This window comes from Saccharothrix sp. (assembly GCF_031180885.1).
Taxonomy (GTDB): Bacteria; Actinomycetota; Actinomycetes; order Mycobacteriales; family Pseudonocardiaceae; genus Actinosynnema.
The window spans coordinates 261,226-277,421 of the sequence record NZ_JAPSLK010000004.1; the positions used below are offsets into that span (position 1 = coordinate 261,226).

Annotated in this window: 16 protein-coding genes; 9 read left to right on the plus strand and 7 right to left on the minus strand. The window is 73.2% G+C overall.

Annotated elements, in window-relative coordinates; genetic code table 11:
- The first annotated feature begins 76 nt into the window (after positions 1-76).
- The gene (locus RIN75_RS09440; RefSeq protein ID WP_309111436.1) at positions 77-1,267 is read left to right on the plus strand and encodes a hypothetical protein; all 1,191 of its coding nucleotides are present in this window, start codon (positions 77-79) and stop codon (positions 1,265-1,267) included.
- A gap of 224 nt (positions 1,268-1,491) precedes the next feature.
- Here the strand turns inward: RIN75_RS09440 and RIN75_RS09445 are convergent, their stop codons facing one another.
- Entirely contained in the window at positions 1,492-2,118 is a 627-nt protein-coding gene (locus RIN75_RS09445) for a helix-turn-helix domain-containing protein (RefSeq protein ID WP_309111437.1), read from the minus strand.
- A gap of 78 nt (positions 2,119-2,196) precedes the next feature.
- On the opposite strand from RIN75_RS09445, the gene RIN75_RS09450 reads away from it, so the two are divergent.
- Positions 2,197-3,117, plus strand: a complete 921-nt coding sequence (locus tag RIN75_RS09450; RefSeq protein WP_309111438.1) for an alpha/beta fold hydrolase — start codon at positions 2,197-2,199, stop codon at positions 3,115-3,117.
- A 73-nt stretch (positions 3,118-3,190) separates the two neighbouring features.
- On the opposite strand, the gene RIN75_RS09455 is transcribed toward RIN75_RS09450, so the two are convergent.
- Entirely contained in the window at positions 3,191-3,421 is a 231-nt protein-coding gene (locus RIN75_RS09455; protein WP_309111439.1) for a hypothetical protein, read from the minus strand.
- 139 nt (positions 3,422-3,560) lie between these two features.
- On the opposite strand from RIN75_RS09455, the gene RIN75_RS09460 reads away from it, so the two are divergent.
- Positions 3,561-4,460 carry a universal stress protein gene (locus RIN75_RS09460; protein ID WP_309111440.1) on the plus strand — a complete coding sequence of 300 codons (900 nt, stop codon included), beginning with the start codon at positions 3,561-3,563 and terminating at the stop codon, positions 4,458-4,460.
- 119 nt (positions 4,461-4,579) lie between these two features.
- The gene (locus RIN75_RS09465) at positions 4,580-5,221 is read left to right on the plus strand and encodes a carbonic anhydrase (RefSeq protein ID WP_309111441.1); all 642 of its coding nucleotides are present in this window, start codon (positions 4,580-4,582) and stop codon (positions 5,219-5,221) included.
- 81 nt (positions 5,222-5,302) lie between these two features.
- Here RIN75_RS09465 and RIN75_RS09470 read toward each other — a convergent pair whose 3' ends face one another.
- Positions 5,303-6,265 (minus strand): L-threonylcarbamoyladenylate synthase, encoded by a 963-nt coding sequence (locus tag RIN75_RS09470; protein ID WP_309111442.1) that lies wholly within the window; start codon positions 6,263-6,265, stop codon positions 5,303-5,305.
- A 155-nt stretch (positions 6,266-6,420) separates the two neighbouring features.
- Between RIN75_RS09470 and RIN75_RS09475 the strand changes: the two genes are divergently transcribed.
- Genes RIN75_RS09475 through RIN75_RS09485 form a run of 3 tightly spaced genes read left to right on the plus strand, consistent with a single transcriptional unit; the run spans position 6,421 to position 7,851 of the window.
- Positions 6,421-6,849 carry a MarR family transcriptional regulator gene (locus RIN75_RS09475; protein ID WP_309111443.1) on the plus strand — a complete coding sequence of 143 codons (429 nt, stop codon included), beginning with the start codon at positions 6,421-6,423 and terminating at the stop codon, positions 6,847-6,849.
- Positions 6,839-7,354: a hypothetical protein gene (locus RIN75_RS09480; RefSeq protein WP_309111444.1), complete on the plus strand. Its 516-nt coding sequence runs from the start codon at positions 6,839-6,841 to the stop codon at positions 7,352-7,354. The genes RIN75_RS09475 and RIN75_RS09480 overlap by 11 nt, the downstream gene beginning before the upstream one ends.
- Positions 7,355-7,410: 56 nt before the next feature.
- On the plus strand, positions 7,411-7,851 hold the full coding sequence (locus RIN75_RS09485) for a GNAT family N-acetyltransferase (protein WP_309111445.1): 441 nt from the start codon (positions 7,411-7,413) through the stop codon (positions 7,849-7,851).
- A gap of 108 nt (positions 7,852-7,959) precedes the next feature.
- Here RIN75_RS09485 and RIN75_RS09490 read toward each other — a convergent pair whose 3' ends face one another.
- Positions 7,960-9,135, minus strand: a complete 1,176-nt coding sequence (locus RIN75_RS09490; protein WP_309111446.1) for a multidrug effflux MFS transporter — start codon at positions 9,133-9,135, stop codon at positions 7,960-7,962.
- Between the two features lie 65 nt (positions 9,136-9,200).
- On the opposite strand from RIN75_RS09490, the gene RIN75_RS09495 reads away from it, so the two are divergent.
- Both RIN75_RS09495 and RIN75_RS09500 read left to right on the plus strand, forming a co-directional pair.
- Entirely contained in the window at positions 9,201-9,353 is a 153-nt protein-coding gene (locus RIN75_RS09495; protein ID WP_309111447.1) for a hypothetical protein, read from the plus strand.
- A 484-nt stretch (positions 9,354-9,837) separates the two neighbouring features.
- The gene (locus RIN75_RS09500; protein WP_309111448.1) at positions 9,838-10,521 is read left to right on the plus strand and encodes a hypothetical protein; all 684 of its coding nucleotides are present in this window, start codon (positions 9,838-9,840) and stop codon (positions 10,519-10,521) included.
- 62 nt (positions 10,522-10,583) lie between these two features.
- On the opposite strand, the gene RIN75_RS09505 is transcribed toward RIN75_RS09500, so the two are convergent.
- Genes RIN75_RS09505 through RIN75_RS09515 form a run of 3 tightly spaced genes read right to left on the minus strand, consistent with a single transcriptional unit; the run spans position 10,584 to position 15,944 of the window.
- Positions 10,584-15,326 carry a tetratricopeptide repeat protein gene (locus RIN75_RS09505; protein WP_309111449.1) on the minus strand — a complete coding sequence of 1,581 codons (4,743 nt, stop codon included), beginning with the start codon at positions 15,324-15,326 and terminating at the stop codon, positions 10,584-10,586.
- Positions 15,323-15,817: a hypothetical protein gene (locus RIN75_RS09510; protein ID WP_309111450.1), complete on the minus strand. Its 495-nt coding sequence runs from the start codon at positions 15,815-15,817 to the stop codon at positions 15,323-15,325. The genes RIN75_RS09505 and RIN75_RS09510 overlap by 4 nt, the downstream gene beginning before the upstream one ends.
- Positions 15,810-15,944: a hypothetical protein gene (locus RIN75_RS09515; RefSeq protein WP_309111451.1), complete on the minus strand. Its 135-nt coding sequence runs from the start codon at positions 15,942-15,944 to the stop codon at positions 15,810-15,812. The genes RIN75_RS09510 and RIN75_RS09515 overlap by 8 nt, the downstream gene beginning before the upstream one ends.
- Positions 15,945-16,196: the final 252 nt, after the last annotated feature.

The window sequence follows — 16,196 nt, forward strand, 5'->3', positions numbered from 1 at the left end:
GCCCGGCGCGCCGGCGCATTACCAACTCCTTACCGGATCGGAAAATCAGTCACAGGGGGCGCTACGTTCGCGTCGCATGATCGTCACCCAGGCGGAAGGAGTCGGTGTGTTACGGCGCGCGATGTGTGTGGTGTCGGCGGTGCTCGTGGTCGGCGGGCTGGGAATCGGCGGGTCGGCCGCGGCGGCCACGACACCGGGCGGGGTGGCCGCCTGGGGGAGTGGCGGGTACGGCGAGCTCGGCGACGGGTCCACCGCCGAGCGCCTTCTCGCGGCACCGGTGCCGGGGTTGACCGATGTCGTCGCGATCGACTCCGGGCGCGGGCACGTGCTGGCGCTCAAGTCCGACGGGACGGTCGTCACGTGGGGCTACAACGGATTCGGTCAGCTCGGCGACGGCACGAGGACCAACCGGGGCACGCCCGCGCCGGTGGCCGGCGTGACCGACGTCGTGGCGATCGCGGCCGGCAGCGACCACAGCCTGGCGGTGCGGTCGGACGGGACCGTGCTCGCGTGGGGGTGGAACGGCTCGGGCGAGCTGGGCGACGGCTCGACCGCGACCGTGCAGACCCGGCCGGTGCGCGTGCGGGGTCTGACCGGCGCGAGGTCGGTGTCGGCCAACAACCGGCACAGCCTCGCGGTCACCGCGGACGGCGGGGTCGTGGGGTGGGGCTCCAACAACGGCGGGCAACTGGGCGGCAAGGACACCACCGAGGTGCGCCGCGTCCCCGCGCCGGTGGCGGGCCTGGCGAACGTCGCCGCCGTGGCCGCGGGCAGCGAGTTCAGCATGGCGCGGCACACCGACGGGACGGTCAGCGCGTGGGGCCGGAACACCAACGGCCAACTGGGCGACGGCACCGACCTCACCCGCTCCGACCCGCGACCGGTCAGCGGGCTGGGCAAGGTCGTCGACATCGCGGCGGGCAGCAACCACGGCCTGGCGGTTCTGAGCGACGGCACCGCGATGGCCTGGGGCTTCAACCGCTACGGCCAACTGGGCGACGGCACGACCACCAACCAGCACCGACCCGTGCGCGTCCGCGGACTGGCTTCCGTGACCGACATCGACGGCAGCCTGAACCACAGCATCGCCGCCACCGCACAGGGCTTCGCGCTGGCGTGGGGCCTCAACCACCGCGGCCAGTTGGGCAACGGCACGTTCGCCAACAGCAGCACACCGGTGCTGGTGGTCGGTCTCTCCGGAGTCCGGGCGGTGTCGGCGGGTTCGGCGCTGAGCGCGTTCAGCATCGCGCTGACCACCACCACGTGACCGGGCGGGTGCCGAGACCCGGGGGCCGGTGGCGAAAGCTTTGAGCGCCTTCAGTTTCCCCGGCTCGGCACCCTGCTCCGAGCCAACCTCGCGGGTGCGACGCGGCATCGCCACGCGGACGGAATGTCGAATCCTCACGTCGTGCGGGCTCACGCCGGCTCGCCGGCACCGTGGGCCGGGGATGTGGATCGCGCCCGCATTAGGCATGTGAAGATCGAGTTCGGTCAGGCGGCGAAGACGGTGCGGACGACGGACTCGTCGCCGTCGATCTCGACCAGTCCGAGGGCGAGGGCATCGTTGAGCGTGAGGGCGCCCGAAGCGAGGCCGAGGACGCAGGCGGGTTCGGCGCGGACGGTGGCGTCGAGGTCGCGGCCGTCGTGCGGGCCGACCTCGAAGCCGGAGGGCGTCGCCTGGAGCTGGAGGGCGGCGACGCCGATGTCGAGGCCGACCGTCGCCGGGGCGCGGACCTCGACCCGGGTGCCGAGCAGAGCGGGGACGGCGAGGGAGAGCCACTCGGGGCGGAAGGAGTCGCCACCGGGTCCGCGGACCATCAGCGGGGCGGACCAGCGGATCAGGCTCTCGACCGGTTGGCGCAGCTCGGCGCCCCACGGCGTGAGGGCGTACTCGACCACGCTGCCCGCGCCGGCCAGTCGCCGCTCGACCACGCCCGCGGCTTCGAGGTCGCGGAGCCGGTCGGTGAGCAGGTTGGTCGCGATGCCGGGAAGGCCGTCGATCAGATCGCGGTAGCGGGCGGGGGCGACGAGGAGCTGGCGGACGATGAGCAGGTTCCACCGGTCGCCGACGATCTCCAGGGACCGGGCCAGTCCGCAGTACTGCCCGTAGCTGCGCATCGGACCCCTCTACTTGAGAATTTCAAGTGTGCATGACAGTCTCAAGCCTACCGCAGTGCCGAGCCGAGAGGGGCCGCCATGGCCGATGCTTCGAAGGGCGTGCGGCCCGCCTGGGTCGACGACGACCTGTTCCCGTTCGAGAGCCGCTTCATCGACGTAGACGGGCACACCGTGCACTACGTCGACGAGGGGGCGGGTCCCGCACTGCTGTTCCTGCACGGCAACCCGACCTGGTCGTTCCTCTGGCGCGACGTGATCCGCGCGCTGCGCGAGGACTTCCGGTGCGTCGCCCTCGACTACCCGGGCTTCGGGCTGTCGACGCCGAAGCCCGGGTACCGCTACCTGCCCGAGGAGCACGCGGACGTGGTCACCGGGTTCGTCGACGCGCTCGGCCTCGACGGGGTCACTCTGGTCGGGCAGGACTGGGGCGGCCCGATCGGCCTGGCCGCCGTGCAGCGGCGGCCGGGCGTCTTCGACCGGCTGGTGCTGGCCAACACGTGGGCCTGGCCGGTCAACGGCGACCTGCACTTCGAGGCCTTTTCCCGCATCGTCGGCGGTCCCCTGACCCGCTTCCTGGTCCGGCGGCTCAACCTCCTCGTCACCGCGTTCATCCCCACGGCTCACCGGAGGCGGAAGCCGACCGAGGCCGAGATGACCCACTACCGCCGGGCGCTGGACACGCCCGAGCGGCGGCAGGCCTCCGCCGTGCTTCCCGCCCGGGTCCGTGCCAGCCGGGCTTTCTTCGCCGGGGTCGAGGCCGGCCTCGCGGACATCGCCCACCTGCCGGCGCTGATCGTGTGGGGTGACGCCGACATCGCCTTCCGCCCCCGGGAGCGCGAACGCCTGGAAGCGACCTTCCCCGACCACGAGACCGCGATCGTCGAGGGCGCCGGCACCTACGTGGAGTCCGACGCACCCGAGGAATTCACCGCCGCGATCCGCACCTGGGCGGCGATGCGGCTCGGAGACGCGAGCCGTGCGAGTGAGCGGGACCTGTAGACCACCCCACCGCTTGTCGAACACGAGGTTGCCGCGGTCCTGGCGCGACCGTCTTACGTGACATCTGCGCTGGTCAGCGGTAGTCCTCGTCGTCAATGCCGAGTTCGCGGTGCTGTTCCACCACGTCGGCCGGATCGGCGTCCAGCGGGATCTCGCCGGGCGGCGCTTCGGGCTGCTCGTCCTGCGCCGCCCGGGCCTGCTCGACGGCGTCGGCGTCGGGCTCCTCGAGGTCGACCTCGACGGGCGGAAGCGCGCCCGTGTCCACGACCTCGTCCGGCTGCCGCGCCGGGTCGAACTCGGTCATGTGCTGCCCTCTCGTCGGTGTCGGTGTCCCCGTCTGCCCTGTGGGGTTACCCCGAGAACCCGGTCGTGTCGCGCTCGTCCCCGTATCAGGCGTTGCCCGACCCGCGGTACGGGTAGCCCATCGGCGGGAGGTGGGCGTGATGACCGCACTGGAGTCGGCCGGGGTGGTGGTGGGGTTCGACGGTTCGTCGCCGTCGCGCGAGGCGGTGCTCTGGGCCGCGGCGGAGGCGGTGCGGCGTGACCGGCCGCTGCTGGTGGTGGACGTGTTGCGGGGTCCGTTCCCCGAGTTGGTGTTCACCCCGATGGCCGTGCCGTTGCCGGAGGTGGTGGGGGAGGAGGCGGTGCGCGGCTACCACGAGAGCCGGCTGTCCGAGATCGCCGAGCACTGCCGGAACGTGTCGGGTGTCGAGGTCTCGACCCACCTCGCGTACGGCCACCCGGCGGACGTGCTGGCCGGGATCGCGCGGACCGCGGAGTTGCTGGTGGTCGGCTGGTCCGGGCGCACCGGCCTGGCCCGGGCGCTGCTCGGTTCGACCGCCGCGCACCTGGTCCACCACTGCGAACGGCCCACCGTGGTCGTGCGCGGCCGTGTGCACGAGGCGGGGAAGGTGGTCGTGGGCGTGGACGGTTCGAACGCGGGCAGCGGGGCGATCGCCTTCGCGTTCGACTTCGCCGCCCGGCACGACGCCCGGATCGTGGCGGTGCACGCGTGGGCCGACACGCCGATGGAGACGATCGCCCCGCTGGACGCCTGGCACTACGACTGGCACGCCGTGGAACGGGACGCGGACACCCTGCTCGCCGATTGCCTGTCCGCGACCCGGGACCGGTACCCGCGGGTGCGGGTGGACCGGGTCGTGACCTTCGACGCCCCCGCGCACGCCCTGATCGAGCAGTCCGGGGACGCGGACCTGCTGGTCGTGGGCAGCCACGGGCGCGGTGCGCTGAAGCGGGCGGTGCTGGGTTCGGTCGGGCACGCCGTGCTCTACCACGGCACGTCCACGCTCGCGGTCGTGCCACCGAGCGGCGCGGCCGCCTGACCACGAGGACCCCGACGCCCCGCCGCCCCGGGTCGTGGCCGCCGGCGTCGGTCCGCGAGTTCCTGCGGACTTGATCACGTGACGTAGCCGGGGCGGGTGGGCTGAACTAGGCTGCGGCCATGCCCGAGATCCAGTCGCCGACCCCCGCCGAAGCCTTCGAACTGCTGCTCGCCGGTAACGGGCGCTTCGTGGCCGGTACCCCGGAGCACCCCAACCAGGACGCGGCACGCCGCGCCGAGATCGCGCCGGGGCAGCGCCCGTTCGCGGTGCTGTTCGGCTGCTCCGACTCCCGGCTCGCCGCGGAGATCATCTTCGACCGCGGCCTGGGCGACCTGTTCGTGGTGCGCACTGCGGGTCACGTGATCGGCTCGGAGGTGCTCGGCAGCGTCGAGTACGGGGCGGAGGTGCTGGGCGCTCCGCTGGTGGTCGTCCTCGGCCACGACTCGTGCGGCGCGGTGGCGGCCGCCTCTGCCGTGGTCGATGGCGGGACGGCGCCGTCCGGGTTCATCCGGGACGTGGTCGAGCGGGTGACGCCGAGCGTGCTGGCCGCGCGGGCGGCGGGTCGGGTGGAGGCCGACGAGGTCGTGGCCGAGCACGTCCGGCACACCGTGGACCTGCTGCTGGACCGTTCCCGCGTGCTCGCCGAACGGGTCGACGGGGGCCGCACGGCGGTCGTGGGCCTGTCCTACCGGCTGGCCGACGGCCGTGCGGACGTGGTCGCGGCGCGCGGGCTGGACGTCACCGCGACCACCGCGTCCTGACCGGTCCGGTCACCGCGACCTCGGCGTCCTGGCCGGTGTGCCGGTGATCGCGAACTCCGCGTCCTGACCGGTCCGGTCCGGTCACCGCGGGCCGGCGGCGCGGCGGAGCCGGTTGGCGATCGCCAGGCCCAGCCCCCGCTCGGCCGGGAGGGACGCCACGATGAGGTCGCATCCCCGCTGGTCGAGCTCGCGCAGGTACCCGTAGAGGCCGCGGGCGTAGGCGGCCATCGAGTCGGGGAGCGCCACCACGGCGTGCGCCTTCACCGGCGCGTCGGCGAGGGTGGGCGGGAGGAAGACGCCCACCCGGTGGCCCTGGTCCTGCGCGAGTTCGGCTTCGACGACGATCTTCTCGGGTTCGACCAGGACGACCTTCGCGGCGGGCGCGTAGTGCGACGGGTGCTGGCCCGGGACCCGAACGCGGCTGGTCGAGCCGTCCGCGACCGGCATGCCCAGCACCGCTTCGAGGTCTTCGCGGGTCACCCCGCCGGGCCGCAGGATGCTCGGGGCCTCGCCGGTGGCGTCGACGATGGTCGACTCGACGCCCACCGTGCAGGGGCCGCCGTCCAGGACGAAGTCGACGGCGTCACCGAGTTCCGCGCGGACGTGGTCGGCCGTGGTCGGGCTGACCGAGCCGAAGCGGTTGGCCGACGGGGCCGCGACCGCGCCGCCGAACTCGGACAGCAGCGCGAGGGCGACGGGGTGGTCGGGCACGCGCACGGCCACCGTCTCCAGCCCGCCGGTCGCCTCCAGCGGCACCCGGTGGCCGCGCCGCAGGACCAGGGTGAGCGGCCCGGGCCAGAAGCGCTCGGCCAGCAGGCGTGCGGTCGCGGGCACGTCGGCGACCCAGTCGCCCAGGCGCTCCGCGCCGCTGATGTGGATGATCAGCGGGTGGGTTGGCGGCCGTCCCTTGACCTGGAAGACGCGGGCGACGGCGGCGGGGTCTTCGGCGTTGGCGCCCAGCCCGTACACGGTCTCGGTGGGCAGCGCCACCAACCCGCCGGCGCGCAGCACACCGGCCGCCTTCACGATGTCGCTGCTCGTCACCCTGGGCCCTCTCGTCTTTGCCGTTCTCGGGGCACAGGGTAGAGCGGTCGCCGAACCGCCCGGACGCCGGCTCGGGACCTGGTCACCCGCGACGACCGGAGCCGTCGAACGGAATCTGGTTGCACGGCACAACCAGATGGTTGTACGGTCGAACCATGGCGGGTGAGCGTGAGTTGCAGGAGGCCGTGGGTCGGTTCGTCCGCGCCTTCGGTCTCCACCAGCCGGACAAGACCCCCTGCGGGCGACCGGTCCCGGTGTCCGAGGCGCACGCGCTGGGCGAACTGGCCAGGGACGGCGCGCTGCGGCAGAGCGAGCTGGCACACCGGCTGCGCCTGGAGAAGAGCAGCACCAGCCGCCTGGTCGGCCAGCTCATCAACCGGGGTTGGGCCGAACGCGCCCCCGCTCCCGACGACGGGCGCGGCGTGCTGGTGCGGCTCACCCCGGCCGGCGTCGACGCCGCCGGGCAACTGGCCGAAGCCAGGGCGACGCGCTTTTCCTCGATCCTGGAACGGGTTCCGGAGGACGAACGCGCCGGCGTCCTGCACGCCCTGGAAATCCTCACGGAGGCGATGGATGAACCTTAGGAAGAGACGCATCCGGCTGCTGCTGGCCGGTCTGGCGGTGATAACCGCGGTCTCGGGCGGGTACGTGCTGGTCGGACAGAACGGCCAGGCGTCGCCGGCCGCGCGCCAGGAGGAGGTCGCGGCCAAGGGTCGGGAGGTGATGCCGTTCGACCTGGAGCGCACCACGCACCGCTTCACCAAGACGCCCACCGGCGGCCTGCAAACCGTCACCGCCGACGACCCGGCCGACGACCGGCAGGCCGCGCTCATCCGCGGGCACCTGGCCGAGGAGGCCGCCGGCTTCGACCGGGGCGACTACGGCGACCCCGCCTCGATCCACGGTGGCGAGATGCCCGGCCTGCGTGAACTCGAAGCCGGTCACGACCGGATCGACATCCGTTACGCGGACGCCCCGGCCGGAGCCCGGATCACCTACACCACCTCCGACCCGGCGCTCATCAAGGCGCTGCACGCCTGGTTCGACGCCCAGGTCACCGATCACGGACAGCACGCCGAACACGGATGAGCCCGGCCCGCAGCACACCACCGACCCACGTCCCTGAAACTCCCGAGAGGACCACTGTGACCTTGATCCGCCGTGCCACGCCCGATGACGCCTCCGTGGTGCACCGCCTGATCCGGGAGCTGGCCGAGCACCAGGACGAGGGATGGGCCGTCACCGTCAGCGTCGCCGACCTCGAACGGATGCTGGCGCGCCCGGAGATCACCTATTTGATCGCCGAACGGGACGGCCGGGCCGTCGGGTACGTCTCCTGGCTGGAGCGGATCAGCTTCTGGTCCGGTGAGGACTACCTCGCGCTGGACGACCTGTACGTGTCCGGCACCGAACGCGGTCGCGGCGTGGGGGAGCTGCTGATGCGCGCCGCCGCCGAAGCCGCCCAGGGCAAGGTGATCCGCTGGGAAGTGGCCGAGAGCAACGAGGCGGCGCAACGGTTCTACACGCGCATCGGCGCCACTCTCGTGTCCAAGAAGATCGGTCGCTTGCGGCAGGCCCTGCGGTAAGCGGTGGCGGAACCCGCGTCGACGGACCGGATTCGCGCGTCGAGTCCACTATGGATAGAGGTTGGCGCGCCGACGTCCGGCCCGGAACTCCGGAAGTGAACCCGTGTTTCACGTACGGCGGGCATTGAGAACGGCCAGCGCGGCTGCGGCGCAGATGGCCATGGTGGTGCCCATGGCGACTGGGGTGACCTGGCCGGGCAGGCTCATGGCGGAGGCGGCGAGGCCGCCGACGAGGAATTGCAGCAGTCCTTGCAGGGAGGAGGCGGCTCCGGCGGCGGAGCCGTGGCCGCTCAGTGCCAGGGATGTGGCGCTGGCCAGCACGATGCCGAGCACGGACACCACCAGGAAGAGGCAGGTCAGCAGCAGCGGTAGCGGGAGGCCCAGCACGGCGCAGGTCAGGACGCCGGCGGAGCCGAGGGTTGCCGCGGTCAGGCTGACGCGCAGCAGGGTGTGTTCGTCGGCGGCGCGGCGGACGAGCCGGCCGCCGACCTGCCCGAGCAGCACGATGCCCTGGCCGTTGAGGCCGAAGACGAGGCTGAACTGCTGGGCCGTGAGCCCGTGGGCGTCTTGCAGGACGAACGACGATCCGGAGATGTAGGCGAACACGGCGGCGAACATCAGTGCCGCGGCGAGCACGTACCGCAGGTAATGGAGGTCGGTGACCAGCGTCCGGAAGGTCCGCAGCGTCGCGCGCGGGTGGGCCGGCGCCCGCTTGGCGCCCGGCAGCGACTCGGGCAGCGCGAAGGCGACCGCGAGCAGCAGGGCGGCGCCGACGGCGGCGAGCACCAGGAACACCGCGCGCCAGGTGGTGAGCGCCAGCAGTTGGCCGCCGATGACGGGCGCCACGACCGGGGCGACGCCGTTGACGACCATGAGGGTGGCGAAGAACCGGGTCATGGCGGTGCCGGAGAACAGGTCCCGCACGATGGCCCGCGCCAGGACCGTGCCCGCGGCCGCACCCAGCGACCGCGGTACCCGGCCGGCGATCAGGTGGCCGACGGTGGGCACCAGCGCGCACCACAGCGACCCCGCCAGGTACACCGCCACACCGGCGAGCAGCGGGCGGCGCCTGCCCCATGCGTCCGACAGTGGACCGACGATCACTTGGAAGAGGGCCAGGCCGACGACGAACGCCGTGAGGGTCGTCTGAACCAGCGGCGCGCTGGTGTGCAGCTGGTGGGCCATGCTCGGCATGGCGGGCAGGTACATGTCGATCGTGAGCGCACCGAAGGCGCTCAGCGAGCCGAGCAGCAGGGCCGGCCGCGCCCGGCGTCCCGGGCTCACCGGCTGCGGGACGTCGGTGCTCTCCGCCGTGGCGACCGTCTGGCGATCTTGCGCACCTGGTGGAGGTGATCGCCCGAGCGGAACGGACCGGCACGGCGCTGGTGGTCTCGGCCGCTCACCGGGCCGTCCTGCGTCCGATGACGTTGACCGGGTTGGACCATGCGGTCGCCGTGCGCGGCTCGGTGGACGACGCCGTCAGCACCGTTCTGGCGCGCTGAGGTCGGGACCCGTTCTCGGGGTTCGGCTCTTTCTTACCGGAGAGTGTCCTCCGGCCGGGTCCTCGGCTTCGTCCGGGTGTAGTCGCGGTGCGGACCGCGCTGGCCGTGGTAGTGATTCTCTCGGCCGTCGAAGTGGCGTGTGACGATCGGCGGCGGCAGTCGCTTCAACAAAGATCCCGACGGTGTGATTCCGTGCCACGGCGGAGTGAATCGGCAGACGCCTCCGTGGCGTGGGTCGTGCGCCCGGTTAGTGTTTCGCGCACGGTTGAACGGGTCACGGTCTGTTGAACGGGCCCGAATTGCGAAAGCAGCGCAATCGGTTCACGACCGCCTGCGTATCGGAGTCGGGCGAACGGCCCTTCACCGCGGCCGGCTCTCGGTTCCGGACCACATGATCCGCAACTTGCCCGTAGTCCCAACGAAAGACGAGCAGATGCCCAATATTCACATCTTGCGCACCGAGCTCGGCCGGACGCTCGACAGCGTGCGTACCTCCGTCCGCACGAATGGGTTGGCGGCGACCGCGAGCCGGATCGCGGCGGTCGCCGGGGGCCACGTGGCCCTGCCGCTGATCCGCGCGGGACGGAGTTTCGAGCGGTTCGAGTTCCTCGGTCATCGGCTGCCGTACACGCTGGCCCGCTACAACAACTCGTTCCTGAACGAGCGCGCGGTCGAGATCTCGATTGCCCGGTGGTTCTTGGCGCAGAAGCCGGGTCGGGTTCTGGAGGTCGGCAACGTGCTGTCCCACTACGGGTTCCGTGCGGACACCGTGGTCGACAAGTACGAGGTCATCCCCGGCGTCCTGAACCACGACATCGTGGACTTCTCGCCGGAGGAGCCCTTCGACACCGTGGTGGCGATCTCGACCCTGGAACACGTCGGCTGGGACGAGCACCCGCGCCGGCCGGAGAAGGTGCTCCGTGCCGTCGAGAACCTGAGGAAGGTCGTTCGACAGGACGGCAGGATCCTCGTGACCACCCCTGTCGGGCACAACCGAACGCTGGACCTCGCCCTGCGTTCGGGGGAGATCAGCTTTCCTCGGGAGAGTTGGCTGGTGCGCAACCGCCGCAACGAGTGGCGCGAGACCGACCGGGAGGAAGCGCTGGGCAAGAGGTACGGCTCGCCCTACACCGGCGCGAACGGACTGTTCGTCGGCATGGCCCTGTGACATGGTCAGCCCGAACCCCTGTTCCTGCCGAGTCCACTATGGACAGCAGGTCGAGGGCAGTGTTACGGCCAGGACGTGGTCGTCAGGATGCCGGTGGGTCTGCCGTGCAGGACGAAAGCGCCCCACACGGCGATGTCCAGTCCGCTGTCCCGCATCGTGCGTTGGGCCGTGCGCAACGCCTCCGGCGCCGGGTCGCCGGCCAGCAGCCGCCGGTAGAACAGGACCATCAGCTCCCGGGTGGACTCGTCGGGCACCTTCCACAGCGCGGTGACGACGGTGCGTGCGCCCGCCACGCGCAGCGCCCACCGCAGTCCCAGGACGCCCTCGCCGGGACTGTGGTCGCCGAGGCCGGTTTCGCACGCCGACAGCACCACCAGCCGGGTGCCGCGCAGGTCCATCGCGCACACCTCTTGCGCCGTCAGCGCTCCGGTGTCCACTTCGGGCGGGGTCGGGCGCCCCGTCATCCATGCGTTGAACCCCGCCAGGGCGACGGCGGAGGACAGCAGCGGTTCGACGTCGGGGCGGCGGGAGCGGTGGCGGCGCGCGTCCACGACGAAGGTGCCCTCGCCGGGGACCTCCAGCAGGTTGATCGTCTCGTAGACGTCGTCGCGCTCGGGCGGTCCGGCGGGTGGCAGGAACAGGCCGTGGGTGGCCAGGTGCAGGACGGTGGGGGAGCGCACCGCCAGCACGGCCGCCTTCGTGGCCGCGCGGTCCAGCAGGGGTTCGACGGCCAGCAGGTCGCCGATCTCCGCGCACTCGGTCCGGGTGGCCGCCAGCCGGTCGAGCCGGCCCGGCGGCGCGCCCAGGTCGAAGTCCGGGTCGCCGACGACCAGCGGCGCGGTGGTCGGGCCGTCCGGGCGCCACCGCAGGACCTCGCGCGGGGTGGACAGGTAGCTGACGGTGTGGTCGTCGAGGAGCAGGCGGTCGGGGCGGGCGGGCAGGACCTGCCACGGCACTTGGGCGAGCGGGCCTTCGGCGGTCACCAGGAGGCGTTCGGTGGTGACGTGGTCCAGCACCGGCGCCAGCGCGGCACGCAGCGCTTCGGCGGCGGCGGTGTCGGGTGAGCGCCGGTAGATCCCACGGCGGACCGCCTTGACCAGGTCGTCCACTGGGCCGGTGGGGCCGAGGTCGACCATCCGGACGTCCCGCCCGCCGGAGACGACGAACGCCAGGTAGCGGGTGGGGTGTCGCCGCCACGTCCGGTCCAGGTCGACGCGGGGATCGGCCGGGGGCGCACCCAGGGTCGAGTTGGCGTAGTCCACCGACTCCGCGCGGACGACGTCGACCAGGGTGGTGTCCGGGGGCAGTGCGGCGAGGACGGCGTCCGCGTCGACCGAGCCGATGCGGGCGGCGAGCGCGGCGCCGGGCACGCGGGCGGCCAGCAGCCGTTCCAACTCGTCGTGCCGGGCGCGCAGCCGGGGCAGGTCGTCGCCGTGCCCCACCAGCACGGCCCGGCTGATGTCGGCGGCCACGCGGGCCAGTTCGCGGCGCGCGTCGGCGGATTTCGGCGCGGTGGCGCGCAGTTCCAGGTACTCGGCGTCCAGCCCGCGCCGGCGCACGCTCAGCTCCCAGGCCCGCCGGACCAGCCGGGGGTCGTTCCCGCCGAGCAGGACCAGGTTCAGGTAGTTGGTGACCGTGCGGTGCAGCCGCGTGAAGTGCGCCGTCCGCAACGTCCCCGTGGCGTCGGACAGCACACCGGGCAGGTCGGCGTCTTCCAGGGCGACCAGGCGTTCCAGCGTCGTGAAGGCCTCGTCGTGGGCGCCGGTGGCGATCAGGAGTTCGGCCAGGCCGACCAGGTGGGCGCGTGACCGCGGGACGAGGTCCAGCGCTTCCCGGTACAGCCGCTGCGCCTCGTCCGGGGCACCGGTGGCCGCCCGGCACCTGGCCAGGTGGGACAGGCTCGGCGCGAGCTGCGGGTTGTCCGGGCCGTAGCGCGCCCGTGCGGCGCTCTCGGCGGCGACGGCGAACGACAGGGCGGTCTCGGTCGCGCCGATGGTGAGGTACAGCTCGGCGAGGTTGCCCCGGGCGGTGATGAGGGTCCGGGCGTCCGCGCCGGGAGCGGTGTCCAGGATTCGGCACGCGGCGACCAGGTGGTCGGCGGCCGCGACCAGGTCCAGGTCGGCGAGGGCGATCTGGCCCTGGACCGCGAGCGCCGCGCCGTAGCGGGCGTGGTCGGGGCCCCGGTCGGCCAGGACGCGGGCGGCGGCGTCGGCGGCGAGGGCGCGTGCGGAGGCGAAGTCGCCGAGGTCGGCCAGCGCCATGGCGAGGTTCTGCGCGACGGCGACCTGGACCCGGCCGCCGGCGACGGCCAAGGCGCGGCGGAACCACGGCACCGCGCGGTGCGGTTCGCCTTGGTGCAGCAGGCAGTGGGCGAGGTCGTTGAACGCCGACACCAGCGCGGGGTCGTCCGGGCGCAGGCGGCGTTCGAGTGCGGCGACCGCGCGGCGGATCACCGGTTCTGCCTCGGTGTGGCGGCCGTCCTCGCTCAGCACCCGCGCGTGGGTCAGTTCGGCGGTGGCGGTCAGCGGGGCGTCCGGGCCGAAGGCGCCCAATGCCAGGGTGACGGCCTGCTTGGCGGTCGCGTAGGCCTGGTCGAGGTCGTTGGCGCGCACCAGGGACAGGGCCAGGGACTGGCGGCCGCTGACCTGGTTCTCGACGGACCCGCTCCGGTCGGCCAGGGCGACGGCTTCGCTCAGGAGTGTGATCGCCTGCGGCAGGTCGCCTTCGAGTCGGGCCACCGCGGCCAGGCCGGCCAGGGCTCGGCCGCGCAGCTGCTGGTCGCCCCGGTCGAGGACGTCCGCGAGCAGTTCGGTGGCCTCGCCCGCGTCCTCGTCGAGCAGGGCTTCGGCGAGTTCGAGGCGGATCTCGTCGGTGTCCGGGCTCAGGTCCAGCGCTTCGCGCAGCAGCCGGACGACGCCGGTGCGCGTGCCGCCTTGGAGGCGGGCGCGGGCCCTCGCCAACCGGTCGGCGGCGTCGTCCGCGCTGGTTGTCCCGGCGTCGTCCGCCGGGTCTTCGGGCGCGGCTTGCCGGTCGTCGGGGGTCGACCGGCGCAGGGTGTTGGCCACGTTGTGGCGCAACGAGAACAGGGCCTCCGTGTGGTCGGGGTCGGTGGTCTCGACGATGTCCAGCGCCTCCCGGTAGAGCGCCAGCGCCTCGTCGTCGCGGCCGGCCCGGTAGTGGGCGTGGGCCAGCGTGTTGAGGGTCGCGGCCAACGGGACGTCCGGGTCGGCTTCCCGCGCGCGCACGATGGCCGCGTGCGCCTCGTCGGTCGACTCCGCCTCCGCGTACAGCACCGCCAAGTCGGCTTCCGCGAGCGCCACCTCGCTGCCGTGACCGGGCAACCGGCGCCAGACCGCCGCCGCGCGCCGCGCCCACGACTCGGCGGAACCCGGGTCGCCGGCCGCCCGGTACACCCGACCGAGGTCGCGCATCGCCGCCGCGACCAGGGCGTGCGTCTCCCCGTGCTCGGCGCGGCGCAGGGCCAGCGCGCGTTCGCACCACGGGACGGCGCCGGCGGGCCGCTCCTGGTGGAACACCGCCTCGCCGATCGCCGTGCACAGGTCCGCGAGCTGGTCACCCGCCACGCCGGGCAGGTCGACGACCTCGCGCAGGACGTCCTCGGCTTCGGCGTGCCGTCCGGCGTCGGACAGCCGCCGGGCCTGGGCCCGGTGGACGCGCACCACGTCCTCGGCGTCGACCGCCGCGGCGGGATCGCGGACCACGGCCAGCGCGTCGTCCAACGCCCGGTCGGCCTCCGGGCGCATCGCGGCGAGGCTCACCAACAGCCGCACCAGCCCGGAAGGATCGACCCGGGACAGGTGTCCGCGCGCGGCTTCGACCAGGTCGTCGGCCTCCGGCGCACCCACCCGCAGGGCGAGCACGGCCCAACTCCCCAGTTGACGGGCGTGCTGCACGGACCCGGTGCCGTGCTCCTCCTCGGCCAGGCGCGTCGCGCGCGGTGCCAGTGCGTAGGCCGCCTCGTACTCGCCGCGCGCGTGCAATTCGGCCACCCGGTCGAGGAGGTGGCCGGGCTGGGACACTTCGCCGGGCGTGTCGTCGGCCAACAGCCGCAGGTCCTCCACGCGCCGCCAGGCGTCGGGGGACAGCGGCAGGCGGGAGTCGCCCGCGACCTGGTCGACCAGGTCGACGAACGCCTCCGCCAGCACGAACGGGTGAAATTCCGCGTAGGCGGCGACGACGTTGGCGGACCCGGCGTCCAGGATCGTGCCGACCGCGCGCTCCAGGTCGTCTTCGCTCGCCCACGCCAGCAACGTCCGCCGGACCTCGTCGCGGACCTCCGCCGCGTCGGGGCTGCCCAGCCGCGCGGCGTGCGCCAGGTGGTGGTGGGCCTGCACGAGCCGCCCGGAGTCCACCAGCACCAGGCCCAGGTTGAACCGGGCGATGACTTCGTCCGGGGCCAACCGCACCGCCTCGGTCAGGTCGCGCAGGGCGGTGTCCAGGTCGCCTTCGCGGGCGTGCAGCCCGCCGCGGTCCGACCACAGGTACCAGACGTCCGGGTGGTCGGAGACCAACCGGTCCAGGTCGGCGACGGCCTCCCGGTCCCGGTCGAGCGCGGCCAGGGCCAGCGCGCGCTGGTAGCGCGCCGGGAACCGGTCGGGGTCGGCCGCGAGGACCCGGTCGAACTCGGCCACCGCCCCCTCGGTGTCGGCCACGGCGCGCAGGGCGATCCCCAGGCCCGTCCGGGCGGCGAGGTCGTCGGGGTGCGCGGCGAGGTGCCGCCGGTACTCGGCCACGGCCTCGGGCCACCGCCCCAGGCCGCTGAGTTCCTCCGCCCTGCCACTCACCCGTGCGCCGTCGTCAGCACCGCCGCGACCCCCAGCACCACCAGGGCGACCACCTGGACGATCAGGCCCACCGCGACCCAGCGCGCCTTGAAGTCGTTGGCGCGCCGCAAGGTCGCCAGGGTGCGGACCATCAGCGAGGCGACGTTGTTGCGGGCGTCCACCTCGTCGTCGGTCCAGTGGTCGGCGACCATCCGGCCCAGCGTGCGGGGCGCGGCCACGGCGTAGTGCCGGTTCCACCCGGCGACGACCCCGCACGCCGCCGCCGCGGCGAACAGCAGCACCGCGGCCCCGGTCGTGACCGTCACCGCCGGCGGGAACCGGGGCGTGGCGGCCGTCTTGACCACGGCGGCCACCCCCGTGAGCAGGGTGACCAAGACCCCGGAGGTCGTGATCAACGCCTGCCCGCGCGCGTCGAACGCCGCCCGCCGCTCCCGCTCGGCCTTGACCTCCGCCTCGACGAACGCGGCGTAGGTCTTGCCCTGCTCACTCACCACGCGTCTCGAACGGCCAGGACCCCTCCTCGAATGGGTCCTCCCCACGCACGTTCTCGACCTCCAGCCACTCCTGGTCGGAGGGCGGCGGCTTGGGCGGCTCGGCGGCCGCGGGATCGGTGGTCATATCCCGATTATCGCGCCGAGACGATCAGCGTTTCGGGGTCGAGCCTGGTCGCGCACGTCTCACGATTCCGCGCGTCATGAGGACGGGTGATCGGCCGGTTGAGGCCTCCTGCGCGGAGGAGGTCGCAGCGTGCGAGTGGTTCCTGGAAGGATCGGGCCGAGCCGCAAGGCGGATCGGATCGTCTGGTGGTGTCCATGGCCCGTCCACCACCCGCTGGCGCCTCCCAGGCCCAGAACGCCACCGGCTGACCGT